We start from the raw sequence: 19,416 nt of genomic DNA, 5'->3' as shown, positions 1-19,416 counted from the left end.
GAAAGAAATCTACGCGGATAGATCACATCTGAAAAACATATTTAAAAAATGCAAAACATTTGTTTTAGCTATGCAGAGCGCGAGATAATCAGCGTGGAATCGAGCGCCCTGCGCGGCGTCTCCTGAATGATTTTTTTCATGGGAACAGGTCAATGGAAAGCCCTCTGCTTCGGTATTCGCTGCGTCAGCTGCGATACTTTGTCGTGACGGCAGAAGCGCTGTCATTCACCGGCGCCTCAAAAGTTCTGCACATTTCGCAACCCTCGATTTCTACGGCGATTGCAGAGCTGGAGGAATCCTTTGGTGTGCAACTGTTCATCCGTCACCACGCCTCCGGGCTTTCCCTGACCCAGGCAGGGCGCGAGATGCTCGGCAAAACGCGTGACCTGCTCAAGAATGCGGAAGAGCTGCAGGTTGCTGCACGCGGAATGGATACCGGCATATCGGGCGGGATTGCGCTCGGCTGCCTGGTCTCGCTTGCGCCGCCGTTGCTGCCGGGTCTCATCAGTCACTTTGTGGCCCAACATGCCGGCGTCGTATTCCAGACGCGGGAAGCGCATCAGGAAGATTTGTTCACGGGCCTGCACGACGGATCGCTCGACCTCGCGCTGACCTACAGCATTGATCTGACCGACGACATTGAATTCCTGCCGATGCTGACGCTGCCGCCGTACGTCATCCTCCCGAAAACGCACCATCTGGCCCAACATCGCTCGATCGCGCTCGCGAATCTGGTGGGGGAGCCCTACGTGATGCTCGACCTGCCCCATAGCCGGGAATATTTTGCGGGGCTGTTCGACGCGGTGGGCGAGCGTCCGGTCCCGGCGTTCAAGTCCGCACAACCCGAGGTGGTGCGCGGTATGGTGGCGAACGGTCTCGGATACAGCATCCTGAACTTTCCGCTCAAATCGACCCATACCGTGGACGGTGAGGATTTCGTCGTCAAACGGTTCAAGGACGACGTGGCAGCCGCCACGTTGGGCATTGCACAGTCGCGCAACATGAAGCCGCGACAGGTTGTGCGGCATTTCACGTCCTTCTGTGAAGCGCAGATAAAGAAGCAGCACGCGAAGCGCTGAATTTTTGCGTCAGGTGCCCGACGACGTCTGTCGACGGGCACCTCGCTCCGGCACTCCCACACCTCAATGCAAGGCGTTAGAACGAGTAGATGAACTGCGTCGCGAGCAGGTCGTTGGACTTGCCGTACGAACCGTCGTTCTTCAGGAACACCTGCTTGTTCGCCCAGTCGTGGCGATATTCCACCTTGACCGTGATCTGCTGGGTCGGGTAGAACAACAGATCGAGCGCGGCGTCCTGATGGATTGCGCCCTTGCACTCGAAGCCGAGACCGCCGCTCGCCTTCGAATTGGCGAGACAGTCCGCGCCGATACCGAAGCCGTCCGCCGTATCCATGCCGTTCGCGTTCAACGCAACGCCACCGCCGCCGCCGCCGTTCTTCTGGTCAACCAGCACGTCGTAACGGGCGGTCGCGCCCATGCGGCCCACCACCGGCAAGCTGAACTTGCGGTGTGCGAGCAGCGACAGACCGTACCACTGCGCCTGCCCGCCATTGAATGCGGCGTTCTGCTGCTGGCCGTAGTCGACTTCTGCGTTGTACGTCACGTCAGCCAGCGTGTAGGCCATGTCCGCTTCGCCGAAGAAGAACGTGCCGAAGGCGCTGGATGCCTGACCGCCCACGCCGTACACCGGAATCGTGTTGCCGTTCACGTTCTGCGTGGAAGCCGAGAGCGTCTGACGACCGATGTTGAACGAACCGCCAATATCCAGCGCGCTCGACCACGTGTAGTCGAGGCGGGCCGTGAAGGTCGGGATCTTGTTGCTGCTGGTGATCGGGTCGCCCAGCGCGTTGGTGCCTGTCTGCACCACCGAACCATACGTGCGGTACTGTTCGTTGCCCAGCATGAACTTCCATGCCCAGTTGCTGTTGTCGCCCGTGTAGTTCACGCCGACGCCGATATAGCTGCCCGGATCGGAGAAGTCATACAGCAGGTTGTGCGTAAGCGTCAGCATCTGGTTCGACTGCTGCACTTCGTAGCCGCCGAAGCTCGGCATCAAACCGGCTACGAAGGTCGTCGTTGCCGTCACAGGGACGGTCACGACCGCCGTATTCAGAATGTTGTTGCCGATATTGCCGTGCTCGTTTGTCAGCAACGTGATGCCGTTGCCGCGGTTCGGCATCAACGTGATTTCGGCCGACGGCGCCATCGGGCCGACACCGAAGGTCTTCTTGATGTCGAGGTACAGATCGCCGAACGTACTGTTGAAGTAGTTGTAGCTGCTTTCGTGGTTCGCGAACAGGAACGACGAACTGCTTGCCGCGCGGTTATACACGTAGGTCGGATCGATATAGCCCGTCACCGACAGACCGGCGATCGGACCGGTATTCTGCGCATCCACCAGCGAATCGACCTTCAGTTGCTGGTTGGCGAGCTGCTGCTTCATCGTATCGACCTGATCGTTGGTCAGCGTCGCTTGCGCCTTGCCGTAATCCGGCGAGGAGATATCGACCGGCGCAGCGGCCACTGCCGAGGCAGGGGCAGGCGCGGCGGCAGCCGCTGCAGCTTTCGGCCTGGTTGCCGCTTCCGAGCGCAACTGCTTCACTTCCTTTTGCAGTGCATTGAGCTGGGCCTGTAGCGCCTTGATCTGGTCGCTAGTGGTATCTGCCATGGCAAAGCCCGGCAAACTTCCCGCCACCAACAGACAGATGAGCTTCTTTCTCATGCGAATTCTCCTTATTGGTCGTATTGCAAAAGGACTTCTTATGCGCGTGCCGTATCGAGCGACTTGCGCGCCGTTGCGGGTTGTGGCGCGGCGGGACCTGCATCGGCGGCTTCGGCCACCGTCAAGGCTGCTTGCATATCGCGCAGGCGCTTACGCTCTTTGGCGACCAGCAGCGTATTCACGCTGACCACCCCAATCGTCACCAGACTGATGAAGATCGTCGCCAGTGCATTCATCTCCGGATTCAGGCCGAGGCGGACACGGGAGAACACGACGAGCGGCAGCGTAGTGGAGCCCGGACCCGACAGGAACGCGGACAGCACGAGGTCGTCGATCGACAGCGTGAACGACAGCAGCCAGCCGGACATCAACGCCTGCGAGATCAGCGGCAAGGTAATAACGAAAAACACCTTGAGCGGAGTCGCGCCCAGGTTGAGGGCGGCTTCTTCGAGCGATCGGTTCAACTCCTTCACGCGTGACTGCACGATGATCGCCACATAGGAGACGCACAGCATCACGTGACCGATCCACATCGTGACGACGCCGCGACCCTTCGGCCAGCCGAGCATCTGTTCCATCGCCACGAACAGCAGCAGCAGCGAAATGCCCTGAATCACTTCAGGAATCACGAGCGGCGCGTTGATCATCCCGGCGAACAGCGTGAAGCCCCGAAAGCGCCCGAAACGGGCCAGCACGAAGCCGGCCCATGTACCGATCACGACCGACGCGCACGCGGTCATCAGACCGATCTTCAAGGACAACCAGGCAGCGGTCAGCAACTCGTCGTCCTGCAGCAACGCGGCGTACCATTTCAGCGAGAAGCCGGACCAGATCGTGACGAGCTTCGACTCGTTGAACGAGAACACCACGAGACTGATGATCGGGATGTACAGAAACAGGAATCCGAACGTCAGCACACTGGTGGAAAGGGTTTTATTTGGCTTGATCATTTCGCGCCCTCCAGTTCCTTGACCTGGTAGTACTGGAACACGGCCATCGGCACGAGCAGCAGCAGAACCATCGCGACCGTCACGGCGGAGGCCATCGGCCAGTCCATATCGTTGAAGAATTCATTCCACATCACGCGGCCGATCATCAGCGTGTCGGCGCCGCCGAGCAGTTCGGGAATCACGTACTCGCCGACCGCCGGAATGAACACCAGCAGGCTGCCGGCGATGATGCCGTTCTTCGATAGCGGCAAGGTGATGCGCGTGAACGCGGTCCACGGTTTGCAGCCAAGGTCGTACGCGGCTTCGAGCAGCGTGAGGTCCAACTTCACCAGGTGCGCGTAGAGCGGCATCACCATGAACGGCAGATACGAATAGACCATGCCGATATAGACGCCGATATCCGTGTGATAGAGCCGCAGCGGCGAATGGATCATCCCGAGGGCCATCAGCGTGTGATTGAGCAGGCCGTCGTCTTTCAGAATGCCGATCCATGCGTAGACGCGGATCAGGAACGACGTCCAGAACGGCAGCATCACGCCCATCATCAGCAGGTTGCGCTTCGCGGGCTCCGAACGCGCGATGTAGTACGCGACCGGATAGCCGATCAACAGGCAGCAGAGCGTCGAGACCGCCGCCATCTTCAGCGAGCTGATGTAGGTGGCCACATACAGGTCGTCTTGCAACAGGAACGCGTAGTGCCCCAGTTGCATGACCACGTGGAGCACGCCATCCTTCGCACTGAGGAGATCGGTGTACGGCGGAATGCCAAGCCGCGAGTCGGTGAAACTGATCTTCAGCACCAGTAGGAACGGCACGGCGAAGAACAGCGTGAGCCAGATGAACGGCACACCGATGACCGTCGAGCGGCCTGCCGGCATCAGCTTCGAGAGGCGTTTTTTCAGCGAACCGGCCAAGCGGCTGCCGGACGGCGCGCCGAGCGCCGCGGGGGAGGTAGTGGGATGGCTCATTGCGTCAGCACCACGCCACTCGACGGCGACCAGTAGATGAACACGTCATCGTTGTAGGCGGGCGCACCTTCGCTCATCAGGTGCGAGCTGGAGAGATTCGACACGACTGTCTTGCCGCTCTCGAGGCGTACGTGGTACAGCGAATAGCTGCCCATGTAGGCGACATCCGAGACGACGCCGCGCGCCCAGTTATGCGGCGTGCCCGGCCGCTCGCGCGATACCTTCACGCGTTCCGGGCGCACCGAGATGCCGACCGGCATGCCGAGCGGGCCGGTAATGCCATGGCTCACATACATGCGGGCTTCGAGGTCCTGGCTTTCGACGAAGATGTGGTCCGGTTCGTCCTCGACGACAACGCCTTCGAACAGATTGGTCGATCCGATGAATTCAGCCGAGAAGCGGCTATTCGGGAACTCATATACCTGGCTGGGCGAGCCGATCTGCACGATATGGCCTTCGCTCATGACCGCGATGCGGCCGGCCATCGTCATCGCCTCCTCCTGATCGTGGGTGACCATCACGCAGGTCACGTCGACTTTCTCGATGATGTTCACCAGTTCGAGCTGGGTTTTCTGGCGGATCTGTTTGTCGAGCGCGGACATCGGCTCGTCGAGCAGCAGCAGCTTGGGGCGTTTGACGAGCGAGCGGGCCAACGCCACACGCTGCTGCTGGCCGCCGGAGAGCTGATGCGGTTTGCGCTGCGCATATTTGCCCATCTGCACGAGATTGAGTGCGTCAGCAACACGTTCCTTGATCTCGTTCTTCGGCGTGCCTTCCTGCTTGAGACCAAAAGCGATGTTCGCTTCCACCGTCATGTGCGGGAACAGCGCATACGACTGGAACATCATGTTGACTGGGCGCTTGTACGGCGGCATCGCAGCGAGATCTTCGCCGTCGACGAAAATGCGCCCGGAGGTGACCGTTTCCAGTCCGGCGAGCATGCGCAGTAGCGTGGACTTGCCGCAGCCGGAGCTGCCGAGCAGCGCGAACAGTTCGTTCTTCGCGATGTTCAGATTGACGTTATTGACAGCGGTACTGTCGCCGAATTTTTTCACGACATTTTCGATGCGAACGAATTCGTCCGATTTCGACTTTGTCGTCGGTGCGGGGCGGGCCATCTGGGCGGCGCCGGCCGCGCTTTTTAAGGTCGTCGAGTTCATGATGTAACCATTCCTTGCGGATCGCGGGCGCAAGTGTCTCCATACGAGACGCGAAGAGCGGCTCGCAAGATGCGCTGCGATCGGAAAACATGGGACTGCGCGGAGCTGGAACGCTAAAAGCGCGCAGGCTGACTACTGTGCTGCTTACCTCTGGTGGGCAGGAGTCGAGCGACTCCTGCCGCGAAGTTCTCTATGAGTTGCTTTGCCGTGGTAACGGTTTAGTAGGTTTAGTGGCCGGTTTTAAGCTGAGCCCAAAGACGGTTTTCAAGTCGAAGGATGTCAGTGGGCAACGGCTTCATCAGGGTCATTTTCTTCAACACATCCACCGCCGGGTACACCCCCTGGTCATGCAAAACGGCCGGCGTGACGAACTGGCGCGCGGGGACATTGGCGGTCGGATAGAAAACCTCGTTGGTAATGGCCGCGTTAACTTTCGGGTCCTCGATGTAATTGATCCACGCGAGCGCCGCTTCCGGGTGCGGCGCATCCTTCGGGATCACCATCATGTCGAACCACACCAGGCCACCTTCCTTCGCGTTGTTAAACTTGATGTCGTATGAACGCTTGGCTTCTTCCGCACGGCGGTGCGCGATGCCGACGTCGCCCGACCAGCCGAGCGTGACGCAAATGTCGTTGTTCGCAAGGTCGTTGATGTAGCCCGACGAGTTGAACTGTGTGATGTACGGGCGAACCTTCTTCAGCACTTCGAAGGCGGCCTGGTAGTCGGCCGGACTGGTGCTGTTCGGGTCCTTGTGCAGGTATTGCAGCGTGGCGGCGAACACGTCGACGGGCTGATCGAGGAACGACACACCGCAACTCTTCAACTTGGAGAGGTACTGCGGATCAAGCACCAGCGCCCAACTGTCAACCGGCGCATCCGCACCCAGCGCTTTCTGGACGGCCTGCACGTTGTAGCCGATGCCGTCGGTGCCATACGCGTAGGGCGCACCGTACTGGTTGCCCGGATCAGCCTCACTGATGATTTTCATCAAGGTGGGATCCAGGTTGGCCAGATTAGGGAGTTTCGACTTGTCGAGCTTCTGGTACACGCCGGCCTGAATCTGCTTGGCCATATAGTTCGACGTCGGTACCACGATGTCGTAACCGGAACTGCCTGCGAGCAGTTTGGCCTGTAGCGTGTCGTCGCTATCGTAGTTGTCGTACTTGACCTTGATGCCGTCCAGCTTCTCGAAGTTCGGAATCGTGTCCTTGGCGATATAGTCCGACCAGTTGTAGACATTCAGTTCCGTGTCGGCCGCCTGCGCCGGCGTGACCGACAGCGCTGCCAAACTCGTAAAGGCGAGTAGCGCGGCCCCCGCAGCTGCATGGCGAAGATGACGTCCAGAATGACAAGCGCTCATGATGTTCCCCTAGTAAATAAAGAAGCCGGTGCGAGCGTCTGTCGGTGCTCTTGCCGGACGAAATTGGCGTTGAGAAAAGCTGGGTTGCGGAGTGGTCTTAAACGTGCAGCAGCAAATGCCGGCGTTCCCACGAGCTGATTACGCGGAAAAACGCTTCGTATTCGGTTTCTTTCAGTGCGAGATAGGCTTTCACGAATTTCTCGCCGAGAATCTCGGCCATCGGTTCGCATGCGCCCATCAACGTCAGACCCTCTTCGAGGTTGCGCGGCAACTGGTACGGCAATTCATAACCGTCACTGAGCAGCGGCTCGGTGGCTTCGAGCTTTTGCGTCATACCGAGATACCCGGCAGCCAGCGTTGCTGCGATCGCCAGATACGGATTGCAGTCCACGCCCGGAATGCGGTTCTCGATACGGCGCGCAGCCGGCCCCGAATGCGGAATCCGGAAGCCCACCGTGCGGTTGTCGTAACCCCACGCCACATTGATCGGCGCAGCCATGAAGCGCGACAGGCGGCGATACGAGTTGATGTACGGCGCGAAGATCGGCATTAGCGCCGGCGTGTACTTCTGCAGACCGGCGATATAGCCGGTGAACATCGAAGTCGGCTTGCCGTCCGGACCGGTGAACAGGTTCTGGCCGGTTTCTTCGTCCACGAGGCTCTGGTGCATGTGCATCGCCGAGCCCGGTTCGCCTTCCATCGGCTTGGCCATGAAAGTCGCGTACATCTTGTGACGCAGCGCAGCCTCGCGCACCGTGCGCTTGAACAGGAACACGCTGTCGGCGAGCTTCAGCGGGTCGCCGTGCATGAAGTTGATTTCCATCTGCGCGGCGCCGACTTCGTGAATCAGCGTGTCGACTTCCAGTTCCTGAACCTCGCAGTATTCATAGATGTCTTCGAACAGCGGGTCGAACTCGTTGACGGCCTCGATCGAATACGCCTGACGCCCGGTCTCCGGACGGCCCGTACGGCCAATCGGCGGTTGCAGTGGCAGGTCCGGGTCCTTGTTCATGTCGACCAGGTAGAACTCGAGCTCGGGCGCGATGACCGGCTTCCAGCCTTTGGCCTTGTAGAGTTCGAGCACGCGGCGCAGCACACGGCGCGGCGAGATCGCGACGGGCGTGCCGTCGAAGTGAACGCAATCGTGGATCACCTGGGCGGTCGGATCGACGGCCCACGGAATCATGCGGATGGTGCTGGCGTCAGGCACGCACACCATGTCCGGGTCGGTGACGCCGGTGAGCGTGCCGTCTTCCGGATAGTCCCCTGTGACGGTCTGGATCATCACCGCTTGCGGCAAGCGCATGGACTCGCCGGATTCGAACTTGCTGCGCGGAATGATCTTGCCGCGTGCGATCCCGGCCATATCCGGAATGATCGCTTCGATTTCGGTGACGCGGTTCTTCTTCAGGAAGTCGTCGATCTCGTTCATGGCTCTTTATCCGTCCACCCACCGGCGCTACGCACAACGTCTCCTGTGCGCGCGGCTCTTGCAACATGGCGTTCCTGGTGCCGCAAAACCTCCAGATACAAGGACTCTGCGGCGAACGACGGATGGAGCGTAGCATCGCGCATTTATTGAATAAAAATAGTTTTCCTACCTTATGGATAGTTTTTTGAGATGCAAAGTCGGCTCGTTCCACCCCGCCTGTTAATGTGTGTTCTCAATCTGTCCCGGCGTTCAAGCAACGAAACCCTGAAAGAGACCAGAAGGAAATGCAACTTCGAAAATGAATAGGAAAAACAGATGCAATGAAGAGCAAATTTGTTCTTTCCCGTCCCTTTTTGTTAATCGACAGTAGGGCGCTAGAGCAGTAGCTATCTCGATCATCGATACACGAGATGGGCGGGTAGTCCTGCCCATCGCCAGACCGGAGTTATTCCTTGAGTCATTCTTCAGCTGATATCCACACCCATGCGGACTGGCGGCGACGGGCCGCAGAAGTTCTCCCGCGCGCGCAGGCACACATTGACGGTCGCTTCACGGACGCTCAAGACGGCAAGACCTTCCAGGCGATCAATCCGGCGACCGAGACGGTGATTGCCAACGTTGCATCCTGTGGCATGGCCGAGGTCAACGACGCCGTTCGTGCTGCCCGTGCTTCGTTCGATGCTGGGCACTGGTCGCGTTGTCCGGCGGCGGAACACAAGCGTGTCTTGTGCCGGTTAGGTGCTTTGATTGCGTCCCACGGTGCGGAGCTCGCCCTGCTCGATTCGCTCAACATGGGCAAACGCGTGGCCGACGCCTTCGACATCGACGTGCCGGCCGCAAGCAGCCTGTTCTGCTGGTATGGCGAAGCGATAGATAAAGTGAACGGCGAGGTCGCGTCGACCGATCCGGGCAATCTCGCCGTTGTCACACGCGAGCCGCTCGGCGTGGTCGGCGCGGTCGTGCCGTGGAATTTCCCGCTCGATATGGTGGCCTGGAAAATTGCCCCTGCCCTTGCAGCTGGCAATAGCGTCGTGCTGAAGCCCGCGGAGCAATCACCGCTATCCGCCCTGCGTCTTGCCGAACTCGCGCTCGAGGCTGGACTGCCGCCGGGCGTGCTGAACGTCGTGCCCGGCTTCGGCGAGACCGCAGGACGGGCGCTCGGATTGCATCCGGACGTTGACGTTCTGGCGTTTACGGGATCGACGGCCGTCGGCAAGAAGTTTCTCGAATACGCCGCGCAATCGAATATGAAGCAGGTCTGGCTCGAATGCGGCGGCAAGAGTCCCAATCTGGTTTTCGAAGACGCGGACGATCTCGATCTTGCGGCCCGCAAAGCATGCTTCGGCATCTTCTTCAATCAGGGCGAAGTGTGCTCGGCCAATTCACGACTGCTGGTGCATCGCTCGATCCATGATGAGTTTGTCGATCGCCTGATTGCCCATTCGCGCGACTTCATGCCCGGCGACCCGCTTGATCCTGCTAGCGGCATGGGCGCAATCGTCGACCGTACGCAGTTTGAGCGGGTTAAAGAATGGATCGCGCGAGGGCGCACGAGCTCGACGCTGGCGACAGGCGGCGGAACACGGCTTGTCGACGGCAAGGGGTATTTCATCGAGCCGACCATCTTTGTCGATGTGAACGCAAACGACCCGATTGCGCGCGAGGAAATCTTTGGACCGGTGCTGTCGGTTCTCACATTCGACACCGAGGACGAAGCGATCGCGCTCGCCAACGATTCGATTTACGGACTCGCCGCGTCGGTCTGGACGGGCGGCCTGGCACGCGCGCATCGCGTGGCGTCGCGCTTGCGTGCCGGCACAGTGTCCGTCAACACCGTCGACGCATTGAGCGCGCAAACCCCGTTTGGCGGTTTCCGTCAATCGGGATTCGGCCGCGATCTGTCGTTGCACGCACTCGACAAATACACGGGGCTAAAAACAACGTGGATCAGCTACTGATCCGGCGCTCCAACGCCTGAAATCAATCTGCAATGAGCCTGAGAGTACAGCCTGGGTGCGTGCGACTCGCCGCACCGGGACGTGAAAGGCCACATCCGTTCGTTACACAACTGGAACCTTGAACATGAACGCTCCTAACTTCCCGCACCGCGCTACCCGCGATTACCAACAAAGCGATGCAGCCCATCACCTGCATGCCTTCGTCGATCAGAAAGCCCTGAACAACGAAGGGCCGCGCGTGATGGTGCGAGGCGAAGGCGTCTATCTGTGGGATAACGACGGCAACCGTTATATCGACGGCATGTCCGGCCTCTGGTGCACCAACGTCGGTTACGGCCGTCAGGAACTGATCGACGCAGCGTCACGGCAAATGAAGGAACTGTCGTACTACAACATGTTCTTTCACACCACGCATCCCGCCGTGATCGAATTGTCGGAACGACTGTTCTCGCTGCTGGGCGATCGTTTTAGTCATGTCGTGTACACGAACTCAGGCTCCGAGGCGAATGAAGTCCTCATTCGTACGGTGCGGCGCTACTGGGACATCCAGGGCAAGCCCGGCAAGAAGGTCTTGATCGGGCGGATCAATGGCTATCACGGGTCGACCGTCGGCAGCGCGTCGCTGGGCGGCATGGCGTTCATGCATGAGATGGGCGATCTGCCGATTCCGAACGTAACGCATGTCGACGAACCCTACTGGTACGCGAACGGTGGCGATCTGAGCCCGGAGGCATTCGGCAAACAGGCCGCGTTGTCGCTCGAAAAGAAGATTCTCGAACTGGGCGCGGACCGGGTCGGCGCCTTTGTCGCCGAGCCATTCCAAGGGGCGGGCGGCATGATCTTTCCGCCGGACGGCTACTGGCAGGAAATCCAGCGTATTTGCCGTCAGTACGACGTGCTGTTGTGTGCGGACGAAGTGATTGGCGGTTTCGGGCGAACCGGCGAGTGGTTCGCGCATCGGCATTTCGGCTTCGAGCCCGATCTGATCTGCATTGCGAAGGGTCTGACGTCGGGTTACGTGCCGATGGGGGGTCTCGTGATGAGCCGGCAGGTCGGCGAGGCACTGGTCGAACAAGGCGGTGTCTACGCGCACGGACTGACCTATTCAGGTCACCCGGTCGCGGCGGCGGTCGCGCTGGCCAATCTCGATGTTCTCGTGAAAGACCGTCTTGTCGAGCGCACGAAGAACGATACCGGTCCGTATCTGCAGAAGGCATTGCGTGACGCATTCGCCGATCACCCGTTGATCGGCGAGATCCAGGGCGTGGGCGCGGTGGCCGCGATACAGTTCGCGAAAAACAAGGCCACGCGCGAGCGCTTTAGCGACGAAGCCGAGTTGACCTGGCATAGCCGGACTGTCGGCTTCGAACTGGGCGCCATCGTGCGCTCGACGAACGGCCGGCTGATCGTCGCCCCGCCGCTCGTGATCGACCACGCGCAGATCGACGAACTGGTCGACAAGATGCGGCAGGCCGTCGATGCGACTGCGCAGAAGGTACTCGGCAATACGCGTTGATCCTGCTTTTACGAGTGTGCCGCTTCAGTTCGGCGCCGGTGGCGGCGGCTGAACGGCACACGGCAATATGTATCCGCCGTTACGTTTTGTCACCAGAGCGCCGTCAACTGCTGTCTTCCCGCCAACGTTAAACCGGCAGCGCTGAAACATTTCAGCCGCGACACAAAGAACAACCGGTTTAACCTGGAGTTACATCATGAAGACGCTTTTCGCTGCTCTCGCTTCCGCTCTCGTCGTGTCGACCGCATTTGCACAAACCGCAGCGCCGTCGGCCGCGCAACCCGCGCAAACGCAGCCCGCCGGTCAAGCGAATCTGAAGGCGAGCACCGCCGCGCAAACCGGCGCCACGACTGAAGCCGCCGCCACGACGAAAGCGCCGACGAAGGCCGCGACGAAGGCGCATGTGAAAAAGGCTTCCGCCGCTCACACGGCGAAGATCCATAAGGCAACCAAGAAGACCGCTGTCGAAGCTAGCGCAGGCAAGACCAAAACGGAGAGCGCGAAAGAGGCCAGCAATGCCCCGGCAAAAGCCGACGGCGCAAAGACCGACACGACGAAGACGCAATAACACGTGATCGGTTTTCGGCACACACCGGCCACGCATGCGTAGTTAATCGAAGCCGAACGCTGCCGTTCAGGGAGGGCGAGTCTCACGACTCGCCTTTTTTTATGGGCGCGTCGTATGAACCGGGTTGAAACTCACGCAAAGTTAATTTGCCAGCACGCCGCCTGATTCAATTCGAGCGACACGTCGAACCCGCAAGTTTTTTTCAGCGGACACCTCAATTTTTGCACTGCGTTTACCCGTAGACGTCTAATCTCGAACTGTCTTGATCAACCATGGCGTCGACGAACGCCAAAGCAAATGGCTCTCACACAATCAATCGACAGCTTCGAAACGCAGCCGCTCAGCGCGCCGCCGGTCCCGCCCCAACGCAACAATGTCATTCCTTTCCCGGCGGCCCGCGCCCGCTTGCAGGTGACCCTGCCTCATCCTCCGCACGATCTTCCTGGCACCCAACTGCGCACATTGCTTCATTCCCCACTCGGCGTTTATGTCGTCAGCACGGAGGCCGTGCGCGAAGAAGTGCGCGTGCAACTCGACATTGCGCTCGACGACCTCGATTTCACCTTGCATACGCTCATCTCCACACTCCCCGCGGCACTGATCGGACCACTGAAGCGCCGCCAAGCCGTCGCAAAGGCGCGCTAATCATGTTTTCAGGTATCTGGTTGCCCATCGTTACCCCGTTTCGCAATGGCGAAGTCGACGTCGACGCGTTGCAGCGCCTCGCTGACTACTACCTGAGCACGGAGATCAGCGGTTTTGTCGCCTTGAGCACGACAGGTGAAGCCGCTTTATTACAGGAATCCGAGCGCCTCACGGTATTGCAGGCGCTGACCGATGTGATCGGCACCCGTCTGCCGATGCTGATCGGGGTCGGCGGCTCCAATACGCGCGACGTCCTGCACGATATTCAGCGCTATGAGCGCTGGGACTGCGCGGGTTACCTGGTGTCGCCACCGTCGTACGTCTGTCCAGATCAAGCCGGCGTGCAGTGGCATTTCGAACAAGCCGCACTCGCCACCGAGCGGCCGATCGTTTTGTACAACGTGCCACATCGAACCGGCGTGACGATCGCGCCGGAGACGGTCGCGCGCCTGGTTGAGTTCGGCAACATCGTCGCGATCAAGGAATGCGTGAAGGAACACTTCAGCAAGCTGCGCGGCCTGCCGATCAACGTACTATGCGGCACCGATGAAGCATTGGACGACTGCCTGAACAACGGTGGCACAGGGGGCATTCTGGCCAGCGCACATGTTTGCGCGGACCTTCTGGTTGCGGTACAGGAATTGATCCGGACCGATCGCGACCACGACGCGCGCAATCTGTTTGCCAGCTTGTTGCCCGTGTTGCGTCTGCTGTTCGCCGCGCCCAATCCGTCCGCGATCAAGGCGATGCTGGCGTTCGATCATTCGCTGACCGACGAAACACGTATGCCGATCACACGCGCCTCGGCGCAACTCGTCGAGCGCCTCAGCACCGCACGCGACAGGTTGCAGGATCTGCGCGCCGAGTTTGCCGGGGCAATGAGCTAAAGAGTAAGAGGTTGCATTTCGATGTGGAGGTCAATGTGCACTTCGATGTGCACATTGACCTCCACCTTAACGTACACATCAACGCGCCACGAATGCGTTAATCATTCGTGGCGCAAACTTGCGTCCAGGTGCTGCATCCGCAGCACGACACGCCGCGCATAACCGCGGCCGCCGCCGCTGTAGCGAAGCAGCGCGGCGTCGAGATCGCCGCCGCTCTCGTCGAGGTAGCCGCGCAAAATGGTCGTGCCGATCCGCACGTTGATCGCCGGATCGGACAAATCAGTTGTGTCCGCAATCAATTGCGGATGTGCTGCGGGCAAGACCTGCATGAGCCCGCGCGCACCTGCGTTGCTGACCGCGTGGCGATCGAAACTCGATTCGACCGACATCACGGCAAGCAGCAATACCGGCGAGATGGCGTGACGGTCGGCTTCGATCAACACCGCGCGTGCGATCTTCATCGATTCCGATGGCGCAACGCGAAACTGCGCGCGCAACATGGCGGTGATATCGCTGAGCGCCGGCATACCGGCGTCAGGGGTTGTGTCGCTCGCGGCAGTTGGAGCGGCCAATGTCGATTGTGCATCGGCGCCTTGCGACACTGCGGCAAGCGAGAAGACGATTGCCGTGACTATGGCCTTCAGGCTAAATTTCGGACAAAGATCCTGTTGTGTTTGCACACCATCCAGAGCGCTATTTCCATGCATACTTTCGCTTCCTGACCGGGGGTGGCTCGACCTTACCGGGCTTGGTGTAGCGAATCGCCAAAGAAATAGGGGTGCGCCGTAAAATGCTTATAAAGATGCAGCGGCGCGTGAGTGGGGCGTATATGCATCTTTTGCGTTTGTCGACGCGTTATTAAGGCATTCGATATTTCAGGAATGTCAGACTTTGGTGACCGCTCAACGAGACGTCATCATGTCCAGCCTGAACATCCGTCAGTACGCCGTCACATCCCCGGACGACCGCGGCGACACATCGCATCGCAACTACCTTGCCGGCCGGCAAGCCGTTCGGCGACGCACGCTTGTCCTGGCGGTCGCGAGCGCCGCGGTCGCGGCCATCGCCATCGCGGCGGGATTGCCTTCGACGGGTATCGCCGTCTACCTGGCCGCCACGTTGCCCTTTGCGTTCTTTTCGTAAGTGAGCGGGAGGCCGTGCCGCGCTTTGCGGGTAGGTTTACGGGTAGATCGAGGCGATCAATCCGTTGCCGGATTCAGCTCGGCTAGCGCGCTGAGCTTTTGCACGTCGGCGATTTCGATTTCCGCATAGCCCAGCTTCAATGCACCTTGCGCTTCGAACTGCTTGAGCACCTGATTGATCGTCTGCCGCGACAAAGCCAGCATCATCGCCAGGTCCTCCTGCGGCACCTTGAGTACGCGCCGCAATGCACCGGGTTCGCCGTAACCGCCAGCCATCAATAACAAGCGGCGCGCCACGCGCGGCGCGGCGGGAAGCAAGGCGGCTTCTTCAATGACATCGAAAGCGAGGCGCAGCTTTTGCGTCAACAGCAAACCGAAGGCATGCCAATATTCAGGCGTGCGTTCGAGCAGCACGGCAAGCGCGGTGCGCGGCACATGAAACAGCTCGGAATCGCGTTCGGCGTACGCGTCATGGGTTCGCGGGCGATTATCGAACAGCGCGATCTCGCCGAACCAGTTGACCGGCTCGATGACCGCGAGCAACGCTTCCTTGCCGGCCGAACTCGCCGCGCCGATTCGCACGAGACCGTCGAGCACGCAATAGAGGCCATCGTCAGAATCGCCGCGCGTGAAAAGCCGTTGACCGGCCGCCAGGCGCTCGACACACCCCGCTTCGATTAGTTGCGCCTGCATGGCAGCAGGCGCCGAGCGAAACCACGCGCTGCGCGCCAGCAGGCGGCCAAGCTCATTTGATGAAAAACTCGCAGTCATAAGACTGTATCCGTGCCCGATTGTCGGCTACCCGATGGTTTCAAATTCCGCTGCCCGCGATTATGCTGACTTTGATCGAGGAGCGGCATCCATGAGAACGCTGACGCAACAGCTGACGCAATACGCGGCCTACCATCGTGACCGGCGCAATATCGCCACCCATTTCATCGGCATTCCGATGATCGTGCTGGCGCTGGCTGTGTTGTTGAGCCGGCCTGCTTTCGGCTTCGGCGCGTTGCCGCTTACCTTATCGCCCGCGTGGGTGTTGTTCGCCGCGGCGACCGTCTATTACCTCGTGCTCGACGTGCCGCTCGGTGTAATGATGGCCGTGGTATCGGTGTTGTGCATCGCATGCGGACAGTGGCTCGCCGCGCAAGCCACGCTCACCTGGCTCGCCTCGGGCATCGGACTCTTCGTTGTCGGCTGGGTGTTTCAGTTCATCGGCCACGTGGCATACGAACATCGCAAGCCGGCATTTGTCGACGATGTGATCGGTCTGCTGATCGGGCCGCTATTCGTGCTCGCTGAAGCGTTGTTCGGTTTCGGCTGGCGGCCGGCACTGCGCGAAGCCATCGAGGCGCAGGTCGGCGCGACGCGTATCAATGTGGATCGCGCGGCGGCGCATCGCTGATGCCGCTGCGCCTGATTCAGCGGCATCAGCGCAACGCTGCGCGCCGTCTCAACTCAACCACCCGCCGCGACTCAACCCACGCAGCTCAGCGCGTCGCAAAGCGAACAAGCCGCACGCTATGCAGTGCCGTCAACGCAACCGCAATCCAGATCGGAATATAGGTGGCTAACTGCGCGGCGCTCAGTACCTCGCCGAGCAGCGTGATCGAGACAAACACGAGCAACACCGGCTCGACATAGCCGAGGATGCCGAACAATGCGACCGGCAACAGACGGCTCGCCTTCAGATACGAAGCCAGCGCAATGGTGCTTAGCGCGCCAAGCCCAGGCAACAGCAAACACCACATGTCGATACGGCCGCCGATCATCGCCAGCGAACCGCCGATGATGATGAACACAGCTGCCGCCGGCAGCAGCAACGCCATTTCCACCGTGAACATGGCGAGTGAATCCTGGTTGATTTTACGGCGCAGCACGAAATACGGCGGATAGCCGAGCGCAACCAGCAGGGTCGGCCAGGAAAACGCGCCCGTCATCCACAGTTCGTGCCCAACGCCCAACGCGGCACAGATAACCGCTAGCCACTGCAAAGCGTCGAGGCGCTCGTGATAGTAGAAGCGCCCCACCAGCACCATCACGAGCGGCAACAGAAAATAACCGAGGGAGACTTCAAGCATGCGCCCATGGAGCGGCGCCCATAGAAACACCCACAGCTGCGCGCCCAGCAAAACCGCGCTGACAACCATCGCCACGCCGAGCTTCGGCTCCGTCACCATGCGGTAAAGAAGTTGCCGGAGAATCGGCAGGCGCTTGCGCAGCACGATCAGCAATAGCGCCCCGGGCACGGTCCACACGACACGCCACGCGAAAATGTCGAGACCGCTCAACGGTGCAAGCAGCTTGGCGTAAGCGGACAGTAAAGCGAACATCGCCGATGCGCCGACCGACAACGCGATTCCGCGCTTTGGGTCATACTGGTTCATCGCGCGCCCCGTGGCGCAATTGCTTTGGCATGCGGTTCAGGTGCACGAGCGGATGCACATGCCGGTGTGTGCAGCGCAGCATACGGCTGCGTGCCTCGAATCGTTGTCATTAGAAGTAAAGTCTCACAAGCAGGCAGTGCGGCTGACGGTGCGTATCAAGCGCTGCATTTTTATCTTCGATAGGTGATGCAAGCGGGCATTCTAGACGGGTTCCCCGCCAACGTGCCCGTTCGTTCCTTGCAGTAAGTAGCAATTTTTCCCGTGCGCATCGCGCGACGATGCACTAGAACATAACTTCACGCGCGACCAAGCGGATCCGCAACTGCAACGCCGGCAACGTCCCCTGCTTTGCTCAAGCGCGAATCTTGCTACGAAATCTGGCGACACCGTTTGCAACGTCATCTGAGGCATCCTGGATATCCGTCGCAACGGCCAGCCGTCATTTGCAATCGTCATCTGCAGCATCAACGAGCCGGGTCGGCAAAGGCAGTCCACGCTACCGAGCCAGCCCTTCTTTCCCGCGGCATGCATCAACTGCGTTTCACCGCGCCTGCCGCCGCCCGGCCAGCAATCCCGCTCATCGAATGTGACTGAATGTGACTACTGGAGCCAGCATGACCCAGCCAGCCCTATCGCACGACGCATCTCCCGATTTATTCCGCGCTACCTTCGCCGCCGAAGTACGCGCCGGACTCACCCACACGCCGCAGAAAGAGCTGCCGTCGAAGTATCTGTATGACGAAGTCGGCTCCGCGCTGTTCGAAGTGATCACTGTCCTGCCCGAATACGGCGTGACGCGCGCCGAGGAACGGCTGCTCACGAAGCACGCTGCGGACATCGTCGCGCACTTGCCGCACGACGTGACCGTCGCCGAACTGGGCAGCGGCAGCGGCCGCAAAACGCGGCGCATTCTGGAAGCACTGTGTAAAAAGCGCCCCACTTCTTACTTCCCGATTGAAATTTCGCGCAGCGCGCTGCAGTTGTGCAGGCGTGAACTTGGTGACATCGAGCGGATCTCGATCGTCGGCTATGAACGCGATTACCTGGCCGGGTTGGCTGAAGTGAGCAAGAACCGCGCGGAGGACGAACGGCTACTCGTCCTGTTTCTCGGCAGTACGATCGGTAATTTCGGCAGACTCGCGGCGACGCGTTTTCTGCGCGATATCCGCAACATGCTCGCACCTGGCGACGCGCTGCTGCTCGGGACGGATCTGATCAAGCCGACGCCGGTGCTCGTTGCCGCCTACGACGATGCGATCGGTGTGACCGCATCGTTCAATCTGAATCTGCTGGCGCGCGTCAATCGCGAACTCGATGGCGATTTTCCGCTCGATGCATTCGAGCACGTCGCGCGCTTCAATCCGGACGCGCGCAGCATCGAGATGCATCTGCGTGCGAAGCGCGATGTCACGGCGCACGTGGGCGCCGCGCAATTGACGGTCTCGCTCAAAGCAGGCGAAACGATCTGGACCGAGAGCAGCCACAAGTATCGTGCAGACGAGATGCCCGTGATCGCCGACGATGCCGGCTTCGTATGCAGCCATCAGTGGATCGAAGATGGATGGGGGTTTGCGGAGAGCTTGCTGGTGGCGCGCTAGGGGCTAAGTGCTATTGAGCCGCGAGCCGGAAACGCGAGACACGCAAACGACAAGGCGGCGCGCTATCGATGTGATGGCTCGCCGCCTTTGCTTTGCGCGAAGCTC

At 60.0% G+C, this 19,416-nt stretch carries 18 protein-coding genes; 9 read left to right on the top strand and 9 right to left on the bottom strand.

Translation table 11 applies throughout. The features are described from left to right. Positions 1–152 precede the first annotated feature (152 nt). Entirely contained in the window at positions 153–1,079 is a 927-nt protein-coding gene (locus GNZ12_RS23655) for a LysR family transcriptional regulator (protein WP_172314204.1), read from the top strand. Between the two features lie 76 nt (positions 1,080–1,155). Here the strand turns inward: GNZ12_RS23655 and GNZ12_RS23650 are convergent, their stop codons facing one another. The 6 genes from GNZ12_RS23650 to GNZ12_RS23625 all read right to left on the bottom strand — a co-directional run bounded on the left by GNZ12_RS23650 (position 1,156) and on the right by GNZ12_RS23625 (position 8,613). Next, a complete protein-coding gene (locus GNZ12_RS23650) occupies positions 1,156–2,742 on the bottom strand; it encodes a DUF3138 family protein (protein WP_172314202.1) in 1,587 nt (528 codons plus the stop codon). Positions 2,743–2,780: 38 nt separating this feature from the next. After that, positions 2,781–3,692: an ABC transporter permease subunit gene (locus tag GNZ12_RS23645; RefSeq protein ID WP_172314200.1), complete on the bottom strand. Its 912-nt coding sequence runs from the start codon at positions 3,690–3,692 to the stop codon at positions 2,781–2,783. Then, positions 3,689–4,660, bottom strand: a complete 972-nt coding sequence (locus GNZ12_RS23640; protein WP_172314198.1) for an ABC transporter permease subunit — start codon at positions 4,658–4,660, stop codon at positions 3,689–3,691. The genes GNZ12_RS23645 and GNZ12_RS23640 overlap by 4 nt, the downstream gene beginning before the upstream one ends. Then, entirely contained in the window at positions 4,657–5,820 is a 1,164-nt protein-coding gene (locus GNZ12_RS23635) for an ABC transporter ATP-binding protein (protein WP_172314196.1), read from the bottom strand. Before GNZ12_RS23635 ends, GNZ12_RS23640 begins: the two co-directional genes overlap by 4 nt. Positions 5,821–6,047: 227 nt before the next feature. Beyond that, positions 6,048–7,181 (bottom strand): polyamine ABC transporter substrate-binding protein, encoded by a 1,134-nt coding sequence (locus GNZ12_RS23630; protein ID WP_172314194.1) that lies wholly within the window; start codon positions 7,179–7,181, stop codon positions 6,048–6,050. A 97-nt stretch (positions 7,182–7,278) separates the two neighbouring features. Further along, positions 7,279–8,613, bottom strand: coding sequence for a glutamine synthetase family protein (locus GNZ12_RS23625; protein ID WP_172314192.1), 1,335 nt, complete (start codon positions 8,611–8,613; stop codon positions 7,279–7,281). A 452-nt stretch (positions 8,614–9,065) separates the two neighbouring features. Between GNZ12_RS23625 and GNZ12_RS23620 the strand changes: the two genes are divergently transcribed. From GNZ12_RS23620 to GNZ12_RS23600, 5 genes are all read left to right on the top strand, one after another. Beyond that, positions 9,066–10,571 carry an aldehyde dehydrogenase gene (locus tag GNZ12_RS23620; RefSeq protein WP_216673334.1) on the top strand — a complete coding sequence of 502 codons (1,506 nt, stop codon included), beginning with the start codon at positions 9,066–9,068 and terminating at the stop codon, positions 10,569–10,571. Positions 10,572–10,695: 124 nt separating this feature from the next. Next, complete coding sequence (locus GNZ12_RS23615) at positions 10,696–12,087, top strand: aspartate aminotransferase family protein (RefSeq protein ID WP_172314190.1); 1,392 nt, start codon at positions 10,696–10,698, stop codon at positions 12,085–12,087. A 196-nt stretch (positions 12,088–12,283) separates the two neighbouring features. Then, positions 12,284–12,655, top strand: a complete 372-nt coding sequence (locus GNZ12_RS23610; RefSeq protein ID WP_172314188.1) for a hypothetical protein — start codon at positions 12,284–12,286, stop codon at positions 12,653–12,655. A gap of 297 nt (positions 12,656–12,952) precedes the next feature. After that, positions 12,953–13,300, top strand: a complete 348-nt coding sequence (locus GNZ12_RS23605) for a hypothetical protein (protein WP_172314186.1) — start codon at positions 12,953–12,955, stop codon at positions 13,298–13,300. A gap of 2 nt (positions 13,301–13,302) precedes the next feature. Continuing rightward, complete coding sequence (locus GNZ12_RS23600) at positions 13,303–14,187, top strand: 4-hydroxy-tetrahydrodipicolinate synthase family protein (protein WP_172314184.1); 885 nt, start codon at positions 13,303–13,305, stop codon at positions 14,185–14,187. Between the two features lie 101 nt (positions 14,188–14,288). On the opposite strand, the gene GNZ12_RS23595 is transcribed toward GNZ12_RS23600, so the two are convergent. Beyond that, complete coding sequence (locus tag GNZ12_RS23595; protein WP_172314182.1) at positions 14,289–14,894, bottom strand: lytic transglycosylase domain-containing protein; 606 nt, start codon at positions 14,892–14,894, stop codon at positions 14,289–14,291. A gap of 211 nt (positions 14,895–15,105) precedes the next feature. On the opposite strand from GNZ12_RS23595, the gene GNZ12_RS23590 reads away from it, so the two are divergent. After that, the gene (locus GNZ12_RS23590; RefSeq protein WP_172314180.1) at positions 15,106–15,330 is read left to right on the top strand and encodes a hypothetical protein; all 225 of its coding nucleotides are present in this window, start codon (positions 15,106–15,108) and stop codon (positions 15,328–15,330) included. 56 nt (positions 15,331–15,386) lie between these two features. Here GNZ12_RS23590 and GNZ12_RS23585 read toward each other — a convergent pair whose 3' ends face one another. Continuing rightward, positions 15,387–16,100 (bottom strand): Crp/Fnr family transcriptional regulator, encoded by a 714-nt coding sequence (locus GNZ12_RS23585; protein ID WP_172314178.1) that lies wholly within the window; start codon positions 16,098–16,100, stop codon positions 15,387–15,389. A gap of 91 nt (positions 16,101–16,191) precedes the next feature. Between GNZ12_RS23585 and GNZ12_RS23580 the strand changes: the two genes are divergently transcribed. After that, positions 16,192–16,731: an Mpo1 family 2-hydroxy fatty acid dioxygenase gene (locus tag GNZ12_RS23580; protein WP_172314176.1), complete on the top strand. Its 540-nt coding sequence runs from the start codon at positions 16,192–16,194 to the stop codon at positions 16,729–16,731. Positions 16,732–16,816: 85 nt separating this feature from the next. Here GNZ12_RS23580 and rarD read toward each other — a convergent pair whose 3' ends face one another. Further along, a complete protein-coding gene (gene rarD / locus GNZ12_RS23575) occupies positions 16,817–17,713 on the bottom strand; it encodes an EamA family transporter RarD (protein ID WP_172314174.1) in 897 nt (298 codons plus the stop codon). Between the two features lie 614 nt (positions 17,714–18,327). Between rarD and egtD the strand changes: the two genes are divergently transcribed. Then, positions 18,328–19,311, top strand: coding sequence for an L-histidine N(alpha)-methyltransferase (gene egtD, locus GNZ12_RS23570; protein ID WP_172314172.1), 984 nt, complete (start codon positions 18,328–18,330; stop codon positions 19,309–19,311). The last annotated feature ends 105 nt before the right edge of the window (positions 19,312–19,416 follow it).

The organism is Paraburkholderia solitsugae (genome assembly GCF_013177695.1).
GTDB lineage: Bacteria > Pseudomonadota > Gammaproteobacteria > Burkholderiales > Burkholderiaceae > Paraburkholderia > Paraburkholderia solitsugae.
Note: the sequence above shows the minus strand (reverse complement) of the source record. Positions and strands in the feature narration are given on the sequence as shown.

Excerpts from the sequence above, each read along its gene's own strand:
- GNZ12_RS23655 (WP_172314204.1), top strand. The coding sequence starts at position 153 with ATGGAAAGCCCTCTGCTTCGGTATTCGCTGCGTCAGCTGCGATACTTT.
- GNZ12_RS23650 (WP_172314202.1), bottom strand. The coding sequence starts at position 2,742 with ATGAGAAAGAAGCTCATCTGTCTGTTGGTGGCGGGAAGTTTGCCGGGC.
- GNZ12_RS23645 (WP_172314200.1), bottom strand. The coding sequence starts at position 3,692 with ATGATCAAGCCAAATAAAACCCTTTCCACCAGTGTGCTGACGTTCGGA.
- GNZ12_RS23640 (WP_172314198.1), bottom strand. The coding sequence starts at position 4,660 with ATGAGCCATCCCACTACCTCCCCCGCGGCGCTCGGCGCGCCGTCCGGC.
- GNZ12_RS23635 (WP_172314196.1), bottom strand. The coding sequence starts at position 5,820 with ATGAACTCGACGACCTTAAAAAGCGCGGCCGGCGCCGCCCAGATGGCC.
- GNZ12_RS23630 (WP_172314194.1), bottom strand. The coding sequence starts at position 7,181 with ATGAGCGCTTGTCATTCTGGACGTCATCTTCGCCATGCAGCTGCGGGG.
- GNZ12_RS23625 (WP_172314192.1), bottom strand. The coding sequence starts at position 8,613 with ATGAACGAGATCGACGACTTCCTGAAGAAGAACCGCGTCACCGAAATC.
- GNZ12_RS23615 (WP_172314190.1), top strand. The coding sequence starts at position 10,696 with ATGAACGCTCCTAACTTCCCGCACCGCGCTACCCGCGATTACCAACAA.
- GNZ12_RS23610 (WP_172314188.1), top strand. The coding sequence starts at position 12,284 with ATGAAGACGCTTTTCGCTGCTCTCGCTTCCGCTCTCGTCGTGTCGACC.
- GNZ12_RS23605 (WP_172314186.1), top strand. The coding sequence starts at position 12,953 with ATGGCTCTCACACAATCAATCGACAGCTTCGAAACGCAGCCGCTCAGC.
- GNZ12_RS23600 (WP_172314184.1), top strand. The coding sequence starts at position 13,303 with ATGTTTTCAGGTATCTGGTTGCCCATCGTTACCCCGTTTCGCAATGGC.
- GNZ12_RS23595 (WP_172314182.1), bottom strand. The coding sequence starts at position 14,894 with ATGCATGGAAATAGCGCTCTGGATGGTGTGCAAACACAACAGGATCTT.
- GNZ12_RS23590 (WP_172314180.1), top strand. The coding sequence starts at position 15,106 with ATGTCCAGCCTGAACATCCGTCAGTACGCCGTCACATCCCCGGACGAC.
- GNZ12_RS23585 (WP_172314178.1), bottom strand. The coding sequence starts at position 16,100 with ATGACTGCGAGTTTTTCATCAAATGAGCTTGGCCGCCTGCTGGCGCGC.
- GNZ12_RS23580 (WP_172314176.1), top strand. The coding sequence starts at position 16,192 with ATGAGAACGCTGACGCAACAGCTGACGCAATACGCGGCCTACCATCGT.
- rarD (WP_172314174.1), bottom strand. The coding sequence starts at position 17,713 with ATGAACCAGTATGACCCAAAGCGCGGAATCGCGTTGTCGGTCGGCGCA.
- egtD (WP_172314172.1), top strand. The coding sequence starts at position 18,328 with ATGACCCAGCCAGCCCTATCGCACGACGCATCTCCCGATTTATTCCGC.